We start from the raw sequence: 19,601 nt of genomic DNA on the forward strand, positions 1-19,601 counted from the left end.
GAGATTGCGCATTTATGCCCATGTTGCTCGAAGTGAAACCCGATCAGCCTGTTGTTGTTTTACATAATGAAGAAACGGTTGTTATCGTCGTAGAACCTGTAATCCATTTGCATCACTATTATCGTCAGGTTCCTGTCGCCGGGGTCCATACGACCTGTGGAGAAGCGGCGACCATGATGAATCAGGATCAGGAGCACCCGTGCATCGTATTATGTGATGAGCAGATGAAACCGACCGGATTATTAATGCGAGAGACGTTATATCGGATGTTGAATGGTCGTTTTGCGGCAGATCTATTCTACCGTAAACCGGTCATACAAGTAGCGAATGTATCTCCGGTTATTGCGGATATTCATATGGAAGCCACAACGATTATTGATATTGCACTTGGACGCAATGAACAGCATTTCTACGACTGTCTGCTCGTTACGGAACAAGACAGACTGCTCGGTGTGCTGACAATGCGTGACGTAATGTCTCTCTCCCGCACACTGCAACAGGCTTCTTCGGCAGAGCGCGTACGTACGGTTACCGAGAGCAGACAAGAGATATCCAGAATCAATGATGCGGTCACCAAGCTGGTACAAGCGGCTAATCAGACTGTACATGAAGCCCGTGAGATCATGGCATTATCGAAGCATGGAGAAGAGAGTTTGAAGCACGTCGATGCTTCCTATAACCGCGTACATCAGCATATGGATAGCCAAGGTCAACATGCGGATTACATGCTGGATTCGATCAAAACAGGCTCAGGCATGGCACATTCCATTCGATCCCTGGCAGATCAGAGTGGCCTCCTTGCCCTGAACGCTTCCATCGAAGCAGCTCATGCGGGTGAATATGGACGAGGCTTTCAGATTGTTGCAGGGGAGATCCGCGCGCTCGCGAAACAGACCCGTGAAGTTGCAGGCAACATGTCTTCATTGCTTGAGAATATTGGTGGCTTGACCCTTCAGACGGTAGAGCTGGTTAAGGCAAGCGGAACCGAGATTGACGATAGTTCGGTGCATGTGACCTCTGGAGGAGCAATGTTCCGGCAACTGAACAATGCAGTGAGAGATCTGTCCCGGATAGCAGAGGAGATCGCCATGGAAGGCGGGAAAGCTGGAGAAGTCGCAGAGCATATACGCATGAGGCTGGATGAGATGGTTTCGGATAACGAGTGATATATAAGCAAATCAATAAGGCAGGCATCAGGAATCAGATTGATCCATTAAGCAGATCATGAAGGTTAAGGATGTCTTTTTACATTCCGTTAACATGAAAGTGATACTGTTTTTACAATGAAAGGGTAGGATATTAAAGATGGCCGAGCAGCGATGAATGATTATCAGCATCGGTCTCAACGTAAAGGGAGTTTCAGTGTCCCTGCAGCGAAGGAGAAGTGAACATCCATGAAGGACCTCATTCACATTGAAAATCTTAATTTATACTATGATACGCATCACGCGCTTAAAAATATATCGATGGATCTGCCGGAAAAAACCGTTACTGCGTTCATCGGGCCGTCAGGTTGCGGTAAATCGACATTGCTTCGCACATTGAACCGGATGAATGACATGATTCCGGGAGTTCGTGTGGAAGGACAGGTTATGCTGAATGGATCCGATATTTACAGTAATGAGATTGAAGTCGAGACACTGCGCAAACGGGTCGGCATGGTGTTTCAACAACCGAATCCTTTCCCAAAATCCATCTATGAAAACGTGGCTTATGGACCGCGCTTGCACGGGGTAACCCAAAAGGCTGAACTGGATAAGTTGGTGGAACAGAGTCTTGTCCATGCGGCACTGTGGGATGAAGTGAAGGATGTATTGAAAAAGTCGGCACTTAGTCTGTCCGGCGGACAGCAGCAGCGTCTCTGTATTGCACGTGCGCTGGCTGTCCAGCCTGACGTTCTGCTAATGGATGAAGCGACATCGGCACTTGACCCGATCTCCACATTGAAGATTGAGGAACTGGTGAAGGAATTGCATCACAAGTACACGATCGTTATGGTTACCCACAATATGCACCAAGCGGCACGGGTATCTGGACGCACGGTATTTTTCCTGAATGGTGAAGTGGTGGAGGCAGCTGATACGGAGACGTTATTCTCCACACCGCAAGATTCCCGGACCGAGGATTATATATCCGGAAGGTTCGGTTAAGCGAGCTGAATTGCAACGATCCCGGCATACCCGGAGATGATGGATAAGGAGGACATGAAATCTATGATTCGCAGAAAAGAATTTGATCAGGAGCTTGAAGAACTACGTACCTTGCTCAAGCAAATGGGTGAACATGTAGGAGCGGCACTGGATGGTGCCATTGAGAGTCTGCAGACGATGAACGCGGAGAAAGCTCAGGTCATCATCAAGAATGATGCGAATCTGAATGCCCTTGAAGACAAGATTATGGAACTTGGCTCCAAACTGATCATCACACAACAACCGGTGGCGAAGGATCTCAGACGTATTATCGTTGCCTTCAAAATTTCCAGTGATCTGGAGCGTATGGGAGATCTCGCGCTCGACGTGGCGAAGGTAACCCTTCGGATGGATGGACAGAAGCTGATTAAACCTCTGGTGGATATTCCGCAAATGGCAGAAATCGTGAAATCCATGATTGATGAATCCATCGAATCTTTCCTGAAAGAAAACACAGACCTGGCCTATAAAATGGCTCAAACGGACGATCAGGTCGATCAATTGTACAGTCACATGATCAGTGATCTCTACACGTTAATGACGGAGCATCCGAATCAGGCTTCTCAGGCTATGTTGCTGATGATGGTTGGACGTTACATTGAACGTATTGGTGATCATGCAACCAACATTGGTGAGAGTACGGTATACCTGGTGACAGGTAAACGTCCGGATCTGAATCAATAGGAAGAGCATTGTTATGGAATTGGGGAATCAGTGCTGATTAAGTAATGGAATCATATGAATGGAAAAGGACTTTCTCTCAGGTAGGCTGTGTACAGCTGTCTATGGAGAAGGTTCTTTTTTTGCGGGTAAAACTGAAGTGAAAAGATGGCTATTCTTTTTGATGTGACAGGTGGGTATGGTATCATGAGAGTAGATGTAATTTGAAAAGGTTGACCATATGATACGCGAGGTGCTGGAATGGACAAGTTTATTCTCATAGATGGAAATAGCATTATTTACAGGGCGTTTTTTGCAATGCCGCCACTGACCAACTCGAAAGGTCTGCATACCAATGCGGTATACGGCTTCACCACGATGCTGCTGAGACTGCTTGAAGAGCATAAGCCTACACATGTTATGGTCGCTTTTGATGCAGGCAAAATCACGTTCCGCCACGAAGGGTACCAGGAATACAAGGGCGGCCGGGAGAAAACACCACCAGAATTGTCAGAGCAATTCCCGTTGCTCAAAGAACTGCTGAAAGGACTTGGCATCGCTCAGTTTGAGCTGGCTGGATTCGAAGCGGATGACATCATCGGAACGTTAACCAAACGGGCAGATGAGGCGGGCAGACAGGTGCTCGTTGTATCGGGTGACAAAGATATGCTGCAACTTGCCTCCGAACATGTACATATCGGGCTGACGCGTAAAGGGGTAACCGATATCGAGCTGTATGATCCTGCTCAGATTAAGGAGCGCTATGGTCTGACGCCGTTGCAAATCATTGATCTCAAGGGTCTGATGGGCGATGCGTCCGATAACATTCCAGGCATTCCCGGGGTTGGAGAGAAAACAGCGTTGAAGCTTTTGCACCAGTTCGGATCGGTAGAAGATGTGTTGAATGGCACAAGTGAACTGAAAGGCAAAATGAAGGAGAAGATTGAGGCCCACGCCGAAGATGCCCGGATGAGCAAACAACTCGCGACGATTCACCGGGAAGTTCCACTGGAGCAGACGTGGGAGGATATGCAATTCGCCGGATTAAAAGAAGAACATGCTGGCCCTGCATTGGCCAAGCTGGAATTCAAATCTTTGCTCGAACGCCTGTCGTTCAGTGGTAGCATCGGTTCGGAACAGGAAGCGGTTCCTGCTGCCGAGGTGGAATCTTCCATTGCAACAGAGGACAACATCAGTGAGCTGTTCAGTTCTCTGGATTCCATTGATGTGCTCCACGTGGAGACACATGGGGATAACCCGCACCAAGCGAAATTGATTGGACTTGCTGTAGGTTCCGCTGGAACGTATACGTTCATATCTCCCGAATTGCTTCATTCCGAGGCTGCGGCTCCAGTGCGGGCATGGCTTGGTAATTCAGAGCAGCCTAAGCGCGGGTATGATCTTCATCGTGTAGACCTGGCCCTGCATGCGCATGGCATTGAATTCGCAGGTGCGTCATTCGATGTACAACTGGCAGCGTATTTGCTTGATCCAACGGAATCCAATCAGACGATTAGTGGACTCACGACCAAGTATGGTCTGCCGTCGCTCGTAGAGGATGACACGGTTATGGGCAAAGGGGCTAAGTACAAGGTGCCGGAAGTGGAGATACTGGGGGATTTCCTATGCCGTAAAGCTGCTGCAGTAGCAGCCATTATTCCACTTCAGGAGCAGGTGCTTGAAACCGATGAGATGAATTCGCTGTTCCATGAACTGGAGATGCCGTTGTCACGCATATTGGCAGACATGGAGAAACAGGGAATTAAGGCGAATACAGCTGATCTGCAGGCTTTGGGTAGTGAGTTTGAAGAGCAGATCGGCAGGTTGATGGCTGAGATCTACAAGTTGTCAGGAACGGAATTTAATCTGAATTCACCGAAGCAATTGGGTGAGATTTTATTTGATAGACTGGGCTTGCCGGTGGTGAAGAAAACAAAAACGGGCTATTCCACAGATGCTGAAGTATTGGAGAAGTTGGCCCCTTATAATGATGTGGTCAAGCATATTCTGCAATATCGTCAGCTTGCCAAGCTGCAATCCACTTATGTGGAAGGATTACTTAAAGAGATTTCCAATCGGGATGGCAAGGTGCATACGTATTACCGTCAGACCATTGCTGCAACAGGAAGACTTAGTAGTCAGTTCCCGAACTTGCAGAACATTCCGATTCGGATGGAGGAAGGTCGCAAAATCCGGAAGGTATTTGTTCCTTCCGAGCCTGGATGGTCTATTTTGGCAGCAGACTATTCCCAGATTGAACTGCGTGTACTGGCCCACATTTCGGACGATGAGCGCTTGAAGGAAGCATTTGTCAACGATATGGATATTCATACGAAGACCGCTTCGGATGTATTTGGCGTGAAGCCTGAGGATGTGGATGGAGATATGCGTCGTTCCGCCAAGGCAGTTAACTTTGGTATCGTTTATGGAATAAGTGATTATGGTTTGTCCCAGAACCTGCACATTACGCGTAAAGAGGCTGCACAGTTTATTGATCAGTATTTTGAAGTCTTCCAGGGTGTACGCCGATATATGGATGACATTGTGAAGGAAGCTCGCCAGGATGGTTACGTCAAAACGTTGTTGGAGCGACGTCGCTACCTGCCAGAGATTAACGCCAGTAACTTCAACCTGCGTTCCTTCGCAGAGCGTACGGCGATGAATACACCTATTCAGGGAACAGCTGCAGATATCATCAAGCTGGCTATGGTACAGATGGATGAAGCGCTGCGGGAACGCAATTTGAAGAGCCGTATGTTGCTTCAGGTGCACGATGAGCTTGTATTCGAAGTGCCTGCGGATGAATTGGAACTAATGAAAGAACTAGTACCTTCTGTTATGGAAAAAGCATTGGAACTGTCTGTTCCGCTGAAAGCAGAAGTCAGCTTTGGGGATAACTGGTACGAAGCAAAATAAATCATGTACTGCGCGGTTTTTCCGGTATTTTACAATAGACCTTTCCATGTTTTCGATATAAGAAAAGGGTCCCGCTGAGCGCCATCTTCCGTTATAATATAGGGGAGGTGAGAACATCATGCCGGAATTACCGGAAGTCGAAACAGTCAGAAGAACATTGAATCAGCTTATTGTAGGCAAGACCATTGATCATGTTACCGTTAGCTTGCCGCGGATTATTCAGCGGCCGGACGACATAGATGCATTTGCACTGGAACTCGCGGGACATACCGTAATTGGGGTGGAGCGCCGAGGCAAGTTTTTGCGTATTTTGCTGGACGGGCTGGTGCTTGTCTCCCATCTGCGGATGGAAGGAAGATACGGTGTGTACGAGCAGCATGAAGATGTGGAGAAGCATACCCATGTGATCTTCCATTTTAATGACGGTACGGAATTACGTTATAAGGATGTGCGCCAGTTCGGTACGATGTACCTGTTCAATGCAGGAGAGGAACTGGTATCGAAACCTTTGCTGAAGCTGGGATTGGAGCCGCTTGATCCGGCCTTTACGGTAACTGCATTCCGTGAGGCAGTTGGCAAGCGGACAACCAAAATCAAAGCTGTGCTGTTAAATCAGGCATATGTGGTCGGCATCGGGAATATTTATGTGGACGAGGCTCTATTTCGCGCAGGTATCCATCCCGAGACCATCGCCAAGACACTGACCGAAGCTCAGTTAACGGTGCTTCATGAAGCGATTGTGGCTACGTTGCAAGATGCAGTGAATGCAGGCGGATCTTCCATCAAATCCTATGTGAATGGACAGGGTGAGATGGGCATGTTCCAGCATCAACTGAAAATCTATGGACGCAAATCGGAACCTTGTGCAACATGTGGTACGTTAATCGAAAAAACGGTGGTTGGTGGCCGTGGTACGCATTTTTGTCCGAACTGTCAGCCACTGAACATGATCTGAATGAACGAAATGATGAAATCATAGCACCCTTGGATTCCTCCCTCCATATACTGATATGGCAGAAATAAGCGGGCGTATACCCATACTGGCATCTTCAGTTGGCACGAGTACCGCACAGAGGAGGAATCCGGGGTGCTGCATCATTTTATTTCATTGCTGGCGCTTGCTTTGGCGCTTAGTTTAGATGGTTTTGGAGTCGGGATTACATATGGGTTACGGAGGACTAAGATTCCCCTGTTATCTATCGCTGTTATTTCGATCTGTTCGGGATTGGTTATTGCCTTGTCGATGCAAGTAGGTGTGCTGTTGTCCCATGTGGTGTCACCGGATATCGCTTCGATTGTGGGAGCCGTTATATTGATAGGCATTGGTGCATGGTCACTGTTGCAACTTATTCGAAAGCAAGGCAAAGAACAGCTGGAAACAGACACTAGAACGAACGAGGGAACGGAAACAAAGGTAACTGAAGTTGGAGAAACAAAAGAGACGCTGTCGGATTCAAAGGGTAGAAATCAGGTGCTTGCGCTGGATCTGGAGCAATCGGCGTCTGGTGGCTCGTTGGAACGAATGGTATTTACACTGGAGTTGCGTAAGCTGGGGGTCGTCATTCAGATCCTTCGGAGTCCCTCCAAGGCGGATATGGATAACTCGGGGAGCATATCTGCCCAGGAAGCGATGTGGCTTGGTATTGCACTGTCTCTGGATGCGTTTGGGGCAGGATTGGGAGCGGCACTTTTGGGATTTCCTACACTATGGACGGCACTCATTATTGCACTGTTTAGTGGGGCGTTTCTGTCACTCGGCATGAAGGTTGGACTGCGTTTCTCAGCTCTGCGCTGGATGCGAAGACTGTCTGTATTGCCAGCACTATTGTTAATGATTATGGGAATAATGAAGCTGTTATGAGGTGAAACGATGAATATAGGCTTAACCGGCGGGATCGCGACAGGCAAAAGCAGTGTTTCCGCCTATCTCGCCAGTAAGGGAGCGTTGCTCATCGATGCAGACGTTATTGCCCGGGAAGTTATGATGCCCGGGCATCCCGTGTTGGCCGCCGCTGTTGAGCGGTTCGGACAAGCCATACTGAACGAAGATGGAACACTGGATCGGAAAAAGCTTGGAAGTATTGTTTTTCAACAACCCGAGGAACGAAAGGCATTGGAGGCTATCACACACCCGGCGATCCGTAGAGAGATGCGTGAACGGGCTGCCGCATACGCGGTGCAACATCCGGATAAACTTGTGGTATCTGATATTCCTTTGTTATACGAATCGGGTCTGGAAGATGGTTTCGAGGAAGTGATGGTTGTATATGTTCCCAGGTCAGTCCAACGAGATCGCTTGATGATTCGGGATGGAATGACTGCGGCACAGGCTGAAGCCCGGATGGATGTACAGATGGATATTGAGCGCAAAAAGCAGCTTGCAGACATTGTCATCGATAACAGCAGCATATGGTCAGAGACGGAGCAGCAAATTGACTCATTTCTACAACGTAAGGGTTTGTTATGAAAATATTACGCAAGAAACGTGTACTGCTGTTGATGTTTGTGTCCTTTGTACTCGTGCTATTTCTGAATACAAACTGGATGGCATGGTTCTATCCGATTCATTATAAGGAAGAGATTCGTGCCCAATCTCAGAGCTACGAGGTTGATCCGTTTCTGATTGCTTCCATTATCAAGGTGGAGACCAATTTCAAGACAAGCAAGGAATCCAAACGAGGTGCCATTGGGCTCATGCAACTGATGCCGGACACTGCGAACTGGATATTGGAACAAGCCAAAATTCCTCACACTTCACTGGAGGAATTGAAGCACGAGCCAGAACGAAATATTCAATTAGGTACATGGTATCTGCGGAATCTGTCCGATCAATTCGATGGCAATGAAGCCGTTATGATCGCTGCCTATAATGCGGGTCCAGGTAAAGTGAACAGTTGGCTTAGAGATGGTGTATGGGATGGCTCATTCGATACGGTGAAAGATATTCCGTTTGGTGAGACGCGTCACTATGTACAAAGGGTCATTTACTATTATAATCAGTATGTAAAGATCTATAATACGTTCTGAGTATATAAGTAGAAGCACAGAGCAGGCCGGTTGTTCACCGGCCGCTCCATGCTCCTCTGTGTAGCGTATTACGATGCAGATATTATTGGTATTGACCTGCCAATTGCTGTTCTGCAATTGTTACCAGACGCTTCGTGATGTATCCACCGATCGAACCGTTCTCGTAAGAAGTCATGTTACCTTGGTATCCGTCTTGTGGGATGCTGATTCCGAGTTCTTGAGCAACTTCATATTTCAGTTGTTCGAGGGCTGCGGAAGCTTTAGTTACCACCAAGTTGTTGGAGTTACCGTTGCTTTGTGCCATTGCTGTTCACCTCCTCGCGGGTTGGTAAAAGTATTATGTGTCGGCAATGCGTTTTTCATTACAAAATGAGTACAGGGAATATGTGGTAAAAAGTAAAACGTGGGAAGTGATCTGATTTGAAATGTCCTTATTGCGCTTTTCTGGGCACCAAAGTCCTTGATTCAAGGCCAGCTAATGAATCGAAGTCGATTCGTCGCCGTCGTGAATGTGAGCAGTGCGCCAGAAGATTTACAACGTTTGAGATGATTGAAGAAACACCGCTGATCGTTATTAAGAAAGATGGCAGCCGGGAAGAGTTCAGCCGGGACAAGATTCTCCGTGGGCTTATTCGTGCCTGTGAGAAACGTCCAGTCTCTGTAGAGACGCTGGAGATGATGGTATCTGAGGTAGAGAAGTCTTTGCGTAATACTGCCGATGCTGAAGTCGAGAGTCGCCAGATTGGTGAGCTATTGATGGAACAGCTGTTTCCAGTCGATGAAGTGGCATATGTGCGCTTTGCTTCCGTGTATCGCCAGTTCAAAGACATCAATATGTTCATGAAAGAACTAAAATCCCTGTTGTCCAAAGACGATCGGGAGCATTAGTGAAGTGGGTAAGGGGAGAAGAGCAGTCTGGGGTTCCAGTCCGTGTGTGCCAGTGAAATCGGTTGTTCTTCTCCAATCACTTTGGAGCATGAAAAAGTGATTGACAGCGAAAGCTGGATTTTATATGATATAGGAGTCGCCTGCGGAACGTAGCAGTGCTGAACAAGTTATTCATTTCATATCCTGGGGCCTTAGCTCAGCTGGGAGAGCGCATCGCTGGCAGCGATGAGGTCAGGGGTTCGATCCCCCTAGGCTCCATATAAACTTAAAATGATGAAAACCCTTGCGGAGCAAGGGTTTTTTATTGCTTTATTAATCGGAATATATACTCATCAAGCTGAGGCGATCACTCACATGTATAAAGGTAGTTTGAGTACGCGTGAAGTGGCTAAGTTCATCTACTCCATGTTTTGGATCGCATTTACTCTCTCCCACCACGATCAGTAATACCACATTATTATTTGAATGTTTAAGCTATAACTTTTTTATATATGAAGCTAATAAGCTATGAACCTAATTTAGTGATTTATAGCTTTTTTGTCGTTAAAACATTTGATTGTGTTTTATAGGGGGAAATTACTAGGGGCGAAGAACCTTGCATATCTCGCATCTATGCATAATAGGTTATAGAAATTTGTAGAAGTAAATATCAAAGTTTATTTTGAATTTTCTTTATAGATTAATCCTAGTAGTGAAAAGATTATGGTGTATTATAATATTAACAGTTAGGTGCGTTTTTAATTTTTAGATAAGAACATTCATATTACATACTAATAAAGAACGGAAGGAAGCGTTGCAACCATGTTACATGCAAGAAAGATGAACCTTTTAAAAAAAAGAGTTCTTATCGTAATTGGTATTTTATTGATTGCTTTCGCAATGTCGGAATCTAGCCTAGCGTCATCCGTTGATCCAATTGATCAAACAACGGATACAGACAATACGATCCCGGATTCGCATGGCGGATCAAAGGGAGTAGGACAAAGCTTTACTGCAGGCAAAACGGGATGGATGTACGATGTCGATGTATTTCTTGCTCAATCCTCAGCTGCTGAGCGGGAGATAAGCTTGACGATTCATGAAGGCGCCGATATTAATGGGACAGTACTAGGCGTAGCGAAGGTAAGCAGTAGTATTGTGCCTGTTTTTCCGGGAGGATGGGTTCGGTTTAATTTTGACGAAGGGATTTACGTGGAGTCTAATAAGGAGTATAGCATGATGATGGAGACAACCAATAATGACCCAAATCAAGTAAACCAAGTCACTTGGAGAATATACACTCCTAGTGCATATACTGGCGGTACACCGTATTATTTTGGACATTGGAATAATTTCAATTTTGATTTTGCATTCAGGACGTATGTAGCTTCTCAGCAGAGGGACTATTCGACTATTTTGCAGTTGGATCAGCTTACAACAACTTATGGTGATACAGAGGAGATCAGAGCTACATTGCTGGATTTTCAAAATCAGGCAGTATCGAATAAAAGAATCACATTTTCTCTGGATGGAACCGTTCTTGGTTCATCTGATACGAATGGCAATGGTGAAGCCGTATTCAGCTATTCGGTTAATACGGGAATAGGGGATCATATACTAACAGCGCTATTCGATGGAGACCCTACTCATATTGCTTCGATTGGTTCTGCTATGATGACGGTCGATAAGAGGCCGCTTGTAGTTACAGCAAATAATGCAACGCGTGAATATGGAACGAGCAATCCTGTTTTCACAGGGGCAATAACTGGCGCCTTGTCGTTAGACGGCATGACAGCAACTTATGCTACGAGTGCCGATCAGGCAAGTGATGCAGGGAACTATGCAATTGAAGCAACACTGGTTGACCCTAATAACAAGTTAGGGAATTATGAAGTAACGAAAACCGCAGGTAGTTTATCTGTTACGAAAGCGTCACTTTCGGTAACCGCAGATGGTGCGACGCGTGAATATGGTACGAACAATCCAGTTTTCACAGGAACGGTCTCAGGAGGTTTCTCGTCAGATGGGATTACAGCAACTTATGCTACGAGTGCCGATCAGGCAAGTGATGTAGGGAACTATGCGATTGAAGGGTCACTGATTGACCCGAATAATAAGCTGGGAAATTACGAAGTAACCAAAACTGCAGGTAGTCTATCTGTTACAAAAGCGCCGCTGACAGTGACGGCTCACCCAATATCTCGTTGGGTGAACAATGGGAATCCCACCCTGACCGGTGTTGTAACAGGTGTGCTGAACAATGACGATATATCTGTGAAATATGTGACGCTTGCAGAGCAAAGCAGCCCAATTGGAAATTATACGATAGAGACTGAAATAATTGATCCTAATCAACGTATAGGTAACTATGAAGTTACGAGCAATACTGCGAAGTTCAACGTGTATGATATTCCGAAATTAACTTATGTTACTAACGATACCGCTTCATCAGTTATTGGACATCTCGGTCTTCCAGCAACTGATGAGGAAGGTAGAAGCATTCAATGGGTTTCCTCAAATAATCAATTGGTAGATGGTGCGACAGGTTATGTACAACGCCCGTCCTATCCAGAGGGGAATAAGAGCGTAACGCTTAAAGCGACGACAACAGCTGATGGTGCTACTTATGAAGCAATTTATCCTTTAATCATTATTGCAAGAAGTAACACAAGCCCTGGAACAAGTCCTGTAACAAGTTCTGAAACAAGCCCCGGAATAAGTTCTGGAACAAGTTCTGGAGTATCCTATTACATTGAGACTGTGTTAGCTAATGGAAAGCAACGAGTGGAACTAAAACTTGATGATTTGAAAAAAGGATTTGCTACAATCAAATCAGATAGTGAATTCGCAGAGTTTGTTATTAGTAAAGAGACATTAACGCATTTAACGGCTATTTCGCCATCCATGAAACTGCAGTTCATTACATTAAAAGATGAAATTACCATACCCATTCAAGAGATGGCGATTGCAGGGGATACTCATGATCTAACCATTAAAATAGGCAGAGCAGATACGACAACAGAATTTGTTGAAGTTAAGAAGAGTCTTGGCGCAAATGTTTGGTCAGGGCCAGTTGTGTTCAATGTTAATAGACTTGATGATCAAGGTAGAAACTCTGAGATTTCAGCGTTCACAGCTTATGTTGAAAGAAAAATTGAGCTTGATGGCCAAGAGTCTGATTTTGCTACAGTTGTATTTTGGGATGAAGAGAAGCAATTGTTCACCTTTGTTCCTGCTCAATTCATAAATGAGAATGGTAAAGTCACAGCAATTGTGAAGAGTATGCGAAACGGGTACTTTTTCGTAATGGATCGTCGAGTTAGCTTTGTAGATATGCAGAATCATTGGGCAAAGTCGGATATAGAGTTACTTGCAGCTAAGTTCATCGTTAAGGGGCGTAGCGAAATGAATTTTGATCCGAATGGTATGCTTACCCGAGCAGAAACAGCTGCATTACTTGTACGTGCATTAGGAATTCCGTTGAATAACACTGAATTTAACTTTTCTGATGTGGATGGGAAATGGTATGAAGCAGATGTTATAGCAGCTGAGCAGGCGGGATTAATCAAGGGATATAGTGATGGGACTTTCCGTCCCAACAACCGTGTGACACGTGAGGAGTTGGCGGTTATGCTTACTCGAGCTATTACTAATGCTAATCCTTCTTTGCAGAAAGATAATGGGGTGTTAGCTTTAACAGATGTGGAATCCATTTCATCATGGGCGGAGGATTCTATTAATCAAGCGCTTAATTTAGGTATTATTAAAGGCGATCAGCAAGGTAATTTCAAGCCTCAAGCAGAAGCAACTCGGGCAGAAATGGTTACACTTCTCTCTCGTATGCTGAAACTATTAAATTTTATATAGGATTGGATTTTGGTTGAACTGAATAATAGCTGAAATTTGTTCTAAAAGCCACGTTCCGGCATGCGAATCCACAACCGCAATAATCTAATCTACTGGCAGCGATGAGGTCAGGGGTTCGATCCCCCTAGGCTCCATATAATAGGGAAGAAAACACGCCTTTGATGGCGTGTTTTTTGTTTTGTACTTAAATTATCCCATGATGCGTTGCCGGGATAGCCTTCAATTGATCCAATTGCCGCGAAAGACTCTATGTAACCTTATCATTTACGATCTCCAAACCAAGCACGATGAAGCGAATGTACTCCCTCTTGAATATCCTCCATACTCAAACCACCGAAACCGATCTGAACCATGGATTGCTCAGCCTGAGCTTGTTGTGCCCAGAAGGGCGATACAGGATAGACTTGGGTACCTTCCTTTTCAGCTGAGGCAATCAATTGCTGCTCATGCATTCCATTATGCACACGCAGCAAAATGTGAAGTCCTGCATCCTCACCAATGATTGTCACGTTAGAGCCCATCAGCTGCTGAATCGTTGAAATCAGTATGGATTGCTTTTGTCGATATACTTTGCGCATTTTGCGAATGTGGGCGTCCCAATGTCCATTTCTCATAAAAAGCTCCAGTGTATTCTGATGAAAACGTGAAACGGTCTGATCATACAGGCGGTAGTTTTGCTTATTGTGAAGCTCCAGCAAGTTTTTAGGCAGAACCATGTAGGCAATACGTAATGAAGGAAGCAGGCATTTTGAGAAAGTCCCCAGGTATACCGTACGTTGATGGGAATCCAAGCCCTGTAGGGAAGGTATCGGCTTACCGACATATCTAAACTCGCTATCGTAATCGTCCTCAATAATAATGCCATCTTGATCTGCTGCCCATTTCAGTAATTGCATTCTCTTGTGGAGAGGCATGACCATCCCATAGGGGAACTGGTGAGACGGTGTTATATACACGATGCGGGACTGACTCTCATAGAGCTGCTGAATATGAAGCCCATCCGTTTCCAACGGAATCGGACTAAGTTGTAGACCATGATGTTGAAAAATCGTTCGAGCACTGTCATAGCCAGGCTCTTCCATCGCTATACTGCGGTTATCGGGTCCTAATAATCCAGATAACACGGCAAGTAAATATTGAATGCCAGCACCGATCATGATTTGATCTGGTGAACAATTCACACCTCTTGATCCGTGCAGGTACTTGGCAATTTCCATTCGAAGGCCAGGTTCTCCAAGAGGATCACCATAAGAAAATAAGGGCTGATGGTTCTGCTGTAAGCTTAGATTGGATAATTTACGCCAAGTCGCAAGTGGAAAATGCTCAGCGTCCACATCACCATATCGAAAATCGTACTGGATCGTTGGATGAGCCAGTGATTGATCTTCCGACCCTGTTTTACGAACATGATGAGATGAAGGTAAGGAATCCAATTGCAGATCCATAACGTATAAGCCACTTCTTGGTTTGCTTAGCACATAGCCTTCTGCCAATAACTGCTGATAGGCCAAATCGACGGTGTTACGGCTAATATGTAAGTGTGCAGACAGGGATCGAATGGATGGAAGCCGTGTCTGGGCTGGCAACTTTCCGTTCATAATTTCTTTCTTAATATATTGATATAGCTGGGTGTATAACGGTTCTTCGGACTCTCTCTTCAGCAATAAGGTTAAATCGATCATATATAACCTCCTATTGGTTTTGTCAACTGACCCTATAATATAGTTTAGTTTTGTCACTACTTATGGGGTCAATGGACGATTACAATTGTATCACGTCCTGTCTTGGTGGGAACAGCACTCCATGACGGGAATCACCATTGCTTTAGGAGGAGACTTGAATTGGATAAAAATACAGACTCCATTGGACAAATGGAGAGAGGTCAACAATCCGCACTGAATGTAGATGCATTTCATAATCATCCCGGTTTCCGGCAGATGTTTGCCCCGGATCAATTGACAATAGGCCTATTTCTACCGCTTAGATTTTATACGGGTAACATGGATGTTCTGAAGGGTCAGGCTGACTTGGTGGATATAATCGATCAACAACATTTTGCATCCGTATGGGTGCGTGATGTTCCGCTATTTGATCCTGGATTCCGAGATGCCGGGCAGGTATTCGATCCATTTGTTTATCTGGCCTACCTTGCTGCAAGAACCAAAAATGTATCCCTGGTAACAGGAAGTGCCATTTTCACGCTTCGCCATCCGATTGATTTAGCCAAGGCAGCCGCTTCCATTGATATACTTTCGGGCGGACGACTTGTACTAGGCATTGCATCAGGTGATCGTCCTGCTGAGTTTCCGGCATATGGATTACATGTGGATCATCGGGATGAGCGTTTTCGTGATACCGTAAAATTCTTTCGTGAACTGGTTCAGCATAACAGTCCCACGATTCAATCTTCGCTTGGTCAAATGAGTGGGCTTGATTTGTTACCTAAGCCTGCAACAGGTGGTATACCACTTGTTGTGACAGGTTCAAGCAGGCAATCCTTGGATTGGATCGCAGAGCACAGTGATGGTTGGCTTACCTATCCTGAAGCGACGGCTAATGATTCCGGCCCCCGCATGCTCGGACGTAAGATCAATGCATGGCGTGAAAAAATACCTAACGGCATGTTCAAGCCGCATATGACGAACGAATGGATTGATCTTGTGGAAGATGTCAATTATCCTCGAACACCGCTTCGTGGCGGGTACATATTACGTACAGGACGGGCAGGTCTGATTCAGCTTCTGGAGGAATGGCGAGCAGTCGGCGTTAATCATGCTGCACTTGGTATTCAATTTTCGAGTCGGCCACCCGCCGAGGTGATCGAGGAGTTGGCGGAGGAAGTGTTGCCACTATTTCCGACACATACAGGTACAGCTCCAATAGCTACCGGGTGGTAAGAGAATGAAGTCAATTCATACTGAAATTTACTGGACAACTTTTACAAACAGCCTGTTCAACGACTTGCCGGTGAATGTAGCTGCAACGGAGCGAGGATTATGCCTGATATCTATGCCGGATGATATCCATATGAATATGAAGGATTGGGTCACCAAGAAGTTTGTTCATGCGAATCTAGTTGAAGATCAGAACAGGCTTTCTCCATATGTGGAACAGTTGCAATGGTATTGTGAGGGGAAAAGTAAGGCATTCGAGATTCCTCTTGATCTACAGGGGACGAAATTTCAGATTTCGGTGTGGCAAGCGTTAATGACAATTCCATATGGGCAGATTCGCAGTTATTTGGAGGTCGCGAAGATGATCGATCATCCCAAAGCCATACGTGCAGTGGGCAGCGCCAATGGAGCGAATCCGATTCCAATTGTCATTCCATGCCACCGTGTCATCGGCAAAAACGGAACATTGACTGGTTATAGTGGCGGATTAAAGATGAAAGATAAGTTGCTTCAACTTGAAGGATACGATAGATACACGGTTTCGGGCCATTCTCGATTCAATTTTTAGAAGGTTAGATTATTTTTATACATTCGCCCATTCCCTCCGCGAATGCCCTTCATACAGTATAAAGTGCCTTGTGTTGCAATACTGTAGAACATTTGTTCAATAGGGAGTGGGACGTGTGAAATCATCAACAAAGCTTACCGGACGGGTTATTTATAAAGGAGATCCGGGATATGAAGCGGCGCGCAAAAACTGGGACCCGCATACTGACAAATATCCTAAAGTCTTTGTATTTGCCCAAAAAACGAAAGATGTCTCCAATGCCATCAAATGGGCTCGTGAAAACAATGTACCGATCAGGCCGCGTAGTGGTAGACATGCGCTTGAGGTCAATCTTTCACAGGTTAACGGCGGAATTGTGATTGATGTCAGTGATCTGAATTCCATCAAGCTTGATAAAAAAAATGGAACCGTTGTTGTGGGTACGGGTAACCGAGTTGGAAGAATTGCGAATACCCTCGCCAAGCAAGGATTTATAGCTCCTTTTGGTGACAGCCCCTCTGTAGGGATCGGTGGAATTACTTTAGGTGGGGGAATTGGGCCTCTCCAGCGTACCATCGGTCTCATCAGTGATAACCTGCTTGAGGTGGAGATGGTGGATGCGAACGGCAAAGTGATTCGGGCCAATAAAAATCGCAATGCGGATCTCTTTTGGGCCTCGCGGGGAGGCGGCGGTGGTAACTTCGGAGTATATACCCACTACAAATTCAAGGTGCGTCGTGCTCCAGCGAAGGCGACTGTATTTAAGATTACCTGGCCATGGGCTCAATTCGAAAAGGTGCTCAAAGTTTGGCAGAAGTGGGCTCCCTCTGTTGATACGAGATTGGGCAGCGAGTTGTCCATCGGACCGAAAAAGGGTGGCAATGTCGTCATGGAGGGGTTGTTCTTAGGGTCAAAAACAGGGGCTCTCCGTCTATTGCAGCCGATTACGAGTGTTGGTACACCAACGAGCTCTATTGTTCGTTTGTTACCTTATACGGAAGTTGTGAAATTCTTATTGCTTCCTGATCCGATCGAAACTCAAAGGTTCAGTAACCAGTTCTCGTCCGGTTTTGGACGAAAACCATTCCCCGACAAAGCCATTAAATCGATGCGAGCATTCTTGGAGAACTTGGAAGAGGGGCCAGGAGGGTTCTATTTCCTCAACTGGGGCGGAGCGGTAAGTCGCAAATCGCCTAGATCAACCGCATTCTTCTGGCGTAAAGAGAAGTTCTACGTGGAATGGAACAGTACGTGGACGAAGGAGTCCCAGGCGGCTAAAAATATCGCACTCACTCGGAACACGCGTAAGAAATTGCAACCATACATTGTTGGTTCCTATATCAACGTTCCGGACCAAGGGATCAAAAATTCCGGTTTAGTGTACTATGGCGCCAACTATGCCAGACTGCGGAGAGTCAAAGCCAAGTATGATCCGAAAAATGTGTTCAACAATCCGCAAAGTATCACGCCGGCTCGGAGAGTATAATCCATTGTAACCTGTTCAACGAGTGAAGAAACACGCCTTAATTGGCGTGTTTTTTGCTATGTATGTTAGTATAAATGCCAAAACCAAAAATGAAATCAACTCATTGATATAGAAAGCAGGTACACGCCATGATCGATGTAGATCAGTTAGCCAACACATTTGCAAGCAGTCATTATGAGATACATGAGGTCAACCGATTGGTGATCCAGCCCAGAAGTATACTGCGTGAATTTAAAACCGAGAAGTACGGGTTTCTTTTTGTGATGCGTGGAGAAGCACGAATGACGGTCAATGGAACGATATATGAATTACGGCCGGGGTCTGTGTTTCATGCGGCCCCAGGCATGAAGATGGATTCCCGAGTGATCAGTGAAACCGAGTATGAATACTACGCTGTATTCTATGGGCCGGACAAGATGGATGATGAAAAAGAACAAGACGTCCACAATGTATTGGGTGTCCATTTCAAAATGGATCAGGCAGTTAATCCGAGGATCGTAGAATTATTGGCGATGTTGCAAGAACATGCTTATCATTCTGGGGGGATGGAAAAGCTTCGAGTGAAGCAACTATTTCTGAGTATCATGGTCGAGGTTCTAATGGGGTACAGGCAGCGGGAAAGTGTAACTTCTCCGAGTGAACAGGTCATTGAGGAAGCTCTGTCCTACATTAATGTCAATTACATGAATCCGCTGACACTGGACGAGTTAGCAGAGACACATGGCATGAATTCCAAACAGTTTTCCTATTTTTTTCATAAGTACACAGGATTACGACCCATTGATTATGTCATCCATCATCGTATGGAGAGGGCAAGGGATCTGTTGAAATCGGGGAATTTTCTTATTCGTGATGTGGCCATCAGTGTAGGGTATCCTAATCCGTTATATTTCAGTAGAGTTTTTAAAAATAAATTCGGTGTATCACCCACAGCATATGCGGATCAGTTAGAAAACCAATAATACTAATTTTAACTTGTACTTAAATTAAATTAGACAATAATACATATGGGTTTCGTGATTTGTGTATTCGCATGAGCGCTCATCCTTGCTATCATATTTAATGATAATGAGAATCATTATTAATATATATGTTTCCAATACGTGAACCCGCCCATCATTGGGCAGAACATATTTAGAAATGAGGGT

16 protein-coding genes and 1 tRNA gene are annotated in these 19,601 nt (G+C 45.5%); 15 read left to right on the plus strand and 2 right to left on the minus strand.

Going from position 1 to position 19,601, the window contains the following annotated elements; translation table 11 throughout:
- Nucleotides 1-14 precede the first annotated feature (14 nt).
- The 8 genes from MHI06_RS09760 to MHI06_RS09795 all read left to right on the plus strand — a co-directional run bounded on the left by MHI06_RS09760 (nt 15) and on the right by MHI06_RS09795 (nt 8,792).
- The gene (locus MHI06_RS09760) at nt 15-1,166 is read left to right on the plus strand and encodes a methyl-accepting chemotaxis protein (RefSeq protein ID WP_340401328.1); all 1,152 of its coding nucleotides are present in this window, start codon (nt 15-17) and stop codon (nt 1,164-1,166) included.
- 228 nt (nt 1,167-1,394) lie between these two features.
- Nucleotides 1,395-2,150: a phosphate ABC transporter ATP-binding protein PstB gene (gene pstB, locus MHI06_RS09765; RefSeq protein ID WP_340401329.1), complete on the plus strand. Its 756-nt coding sequence runs from the start codon at nt 1,395-1,397 to the stop codon at nt 2,148-2,150.
- Nucleotides 2,151-2,213: 63 nt separating this feature from the next.
- Nucleotides 2,214-2,873 (plus strand): phosphate signaling complex protein PhoU, encoded by a 660-nt coding sequence (gene phoU, locus MHI06_RS09770; RefSeq protein WP_017689478.1) that lies wholly within the window; start codon nt 2,214-2,216, stop codon nt 2,871-2,873.
- Between the two features lie 237 nt (nt 2,874-3,110).
- Nucleotides 3,111-5,765 carry a DNA polymerase I gene (gene polA, locus MHI06_RS09775; RefSeq protein ID WP_340401330.1) on the plus strand — a complete coding sequence of 885 codons (2,655 nt, stop codon included), beginning with the start codon at nt 3,111-3,113 and terminating at the stop codon, nt 5,763-5,765.
- Nucleotides 5,766-5,883: 118 nt separating this feature from the next.
- Entirely contained in the window at nt 5,884-6,720 is an 837-nt protein-coding gene (gene mutM / locus MHI06_RS09780; protein WP_340401331.1) for a DNA-formamidopyrimidine glycosylase, read from the plus strand.
- 90 nt (nt 6,721-6,810) lie between these two features.
- On the plus strand, nt 6,811-7,626 hold the full coding sequence (locus tag MHI06_RS09785; RefSeq protein WP_340402087.1) for an MntP/YtaF family protein: 816 nt from the start codon (nt 6,811-6,813) through the stop codon (nt 7,624-7,626).
- Nucleotides 7,627-7,635: 9 nt separating this feature from the next.
- Nucleotides 7,636-8,232, plus strand: coding sequence for a dephospho-CoA kinase (gene coaE / locus MHI06_RS09790; RefSeq protein ID WP_340401332.1), 597 nt, complete (start codon nt 7,636-7,638; stop codon nt 8,230-8,232).
- On the plus strand, nt 8,229-8,792 hold the full coding sequence (locus MHI06_RS09795; RefSeq protein ID WP_169478688.1) for a lytic transglycosylase domain-containing protein: 564 nt from the start codon (nt 8,229-8,231) through the stop codon (nt 8,790-8,792). The genes coaE and MHI06_RS09795 overlap by 4 nt, the downstream gene beginning before the upstream one ends.
- 82 nt (nt 8,793-8,874) lie before the next feature.
- Here MHI06_RS09795 and MHI06_RS09800 read toward each other — a convergent pair whose 3' ends face one another.
- Entirely contained in the window at nt 8,875-9,096 is a 222-nt protein-coding gene (locus MHI06_RS09800; RefSeq protein ID WP_053783555.1) for an alpha/beta-type small acid-soluble spore protein, read from the minus strand.
- Nucleotides 9,097-9,212: 116 nt separating this feature from the next.
- On the opposite strand from MHI06_RS09800, the gene nrdR reads away from it, so the two are divergent.
- The 3 genes from nrdR to MHI06_RS09815 all read left to right on the plus strand — a co-directional run bounded on the left by nrdR (nt 9,213) and on the right by MHI06_RS09815 (nt 13,526).
- The gene (gene nrdR, locus MHI06_RS09805; RefSeq protein WP_340401333.1) at nt 9,213-9,680 is read left to right on the plus strand and encodes a transcriptional regulator NrdR; all 468 of its coding nucleotides are present in this window, start codon (nt 9,213-9,215) and stop codon (nt 9,678-9,680) included.
- Nucleotides 9,681-9,865: 185 nt separating this feature from the next.
- Nucleotides 9,866-9,938: transfer RNA gene (locus tag MHI06_RS09810), tRNA-Ala, on the plus strand.
- 543 nt (nt 9,939-10,481) lie between these two features.
- Nucleotides 10,482-13,526 carry an S-layer homology domain-containing protein gene (locus MHI06_RS09815; protein WP_340401334.1) on the plus strand — a complete coding sequence of 1,015 codons (3,045 nt, stop codon included), beginning with the start codon at nt 10,482-10,484 and terminating at the stop codon, nt 13,524-13,526.
- Between the two features lie 260 nt (nt 13,527-13,786).
- Here the strand turns inward: MHI06_RS09815 and MHI06_RS09820 are convergent, their stop codons facing one another.
- Nucleotides 13,787-15,208 (minus strand): PLP-dependent aminotransferase family protein, encoded by a 1,422-nt coding sequence (locus tag MHI06_RS09820; RefSeq protein ID WP_340401335.1) that lies wholly within the window; start codon nt 15,206-15,208, stop codon nt 13,787-13,789.
- A gap of 159 nt (nt 15,209-15,367) precedes the next feature.
- Between MHI06_RS09820 and MHI06_RS09825 the strand changes: the two genes are divergently transcribed.
- The 4 genes from MHI06_RS09825 to MHI06_RS09840 all read left to right on the plus strand — a co-directional run bounded on the left by MHI06_RS09825 (nt 15,368) and on the right by MHI06_RS09840 (nt 19,415).
- Nucleotides 15,368-16,423, plus strand: coding sequence for an LLM class oxidoreductase (locus tag MHI06_RS09825; RefSeq protein WP_340401336.1), 1,056 nt, complete (start codon nt 15,368-15,370; stop codon nt 16,421-16,423).
- A 4-nt stretch (nt 16,424-16,427) separates the two neighbouring features.
- Nucleotides 16,428-16,988, plus strand: coding sequence for a methylated-DNA--[protein]-cysteine S-methyltransferase (locus MHI06_RS09830; RefSeq protein ID WP_340401337.1), 561 nt, complete (start codon nt 16,428-16,430; stop codon nt 16,986-16,988).
- 115 nt (nt 16,989-17,103) lie between these two features.
- Nucleotides 17,104-18,453, plus strand: coding sequence for an FAD-binding oxidoreductase (locus MHI06_RS09835; RefSeq protein ID WP_340401338.1), 1,350 nt, complete (start codon nt 17,104-17,106; stop codon nt 18,451-18,453).
- 128 nt (nt 18,454-18,581) lie between these two features.
- Entirely contained in the window at nt 18,582-19,415 is an 834-nt protein-coding gene (locus MHI06_RS09840; protein ID WP_340401339.1) for an AraC family transcriptional regulator, read from the plus strand.
- The last annotated feature ends 186 nt before the right edge of the window (nt 19,416-19,601 follow it).

The sequence above is a fragment of the Paenibacillus sp. FSL H8-0079 genome (assembly GCF_037991315.1).
Taxonomy (GTDB): domain Bacteria; phylum Bacillota; class Bacilli; order Paenibacillales; family Paenibacillaceae; genus Paenibacillus.

What these genes read in the sequence shown, in the direction of transcription:
- polA (WP_340401330.1), top strand. Translation starts at nt 3,111, where the DNA reads ATGGACAAGTTTATTCTCATAGATGGAAATAGCATTATTTACAGGGCG.
- MHI06_RS09800 (WP_053783555.1), bottom strand. Translation starts at nt 9,096, where the DNA reads ATGGCACAAAGCAACGGTAACTCCAACAACTTGGTGGTAACTAAAGCT.
- MHI06_RS09840 (WP_340401339.1), top strand. Translation starts at nt 18,582, where the DNA reads ATGATCGATGTAGATCAGTTAGCCAACACATTTGCAAGCAGTCATTAT.
- MHI06_RS09830 (WP_340401337.1), top strand. Translation starts at nt 16,428, where the DNA reads ATGAAGTCAATTCATACTGAAATTTACTGGACAACTTTTACAAACAGC.
- MHI06_RS09815 (WP_340401334.1), top strand. Translation starts at nt 10,482, where the DNA reads ATGTTACATGCAAGAAAGATGAACCTTTTAAAAAAAAGAGTTCTTATC.
- MHI06_RS09820 (WP_340401335.1), bottom strand. Translation starts at nt 15,208, where the DNA reads ATGATCGATTTAACCTTATTGCTGAAGAGAGAGTCCGAAGAACCGTTA.
- MHI06_RS09760 (WP_340401328.1), top strand. Translation starts at nt 15, where the DNA reads ATGCCCATGTTGCTCGAAGTGAAACCCGATCAGCCTGTTGTTGTTTTA.
- coaE (WP_340401332.1), top strand. Translation starts at nt 7,636, where the DNA reads ATGAATATAGGCTTAACCGGCGGGATCGCGACAGGCAAAAGCAGTGTT.
- mutM (WP_340401331.1), top strand. Translation starts at nt 5,884, where the DNA reads ATGCCGGAATTACCGGAAGTCGAAACAGTCAGAAGAACATTGAATCAG.
- pstB (WP_340401329.1), top strand. Translation starts at nt 1,395, where the DNA reads ATGAAGGACCTCATTCACATTGAAAATCTTAATTTATACTATGATACG.
- MHI06_RS09795 (WP_169478688.1), top strand. Translation starts at nt 8,229, where the DNA reads ATGAAAATATTACGCAAGAAACGTGTACTGCTGTTGATGTTTGTGTCC.
- phoU (WP_017689478.1), top strand. Translation starts at nt 2,214, where the DNA reads ATGATTCGCAGAAAAGAATTTGATCAGGAGCTTGAAGAACTACGTACC.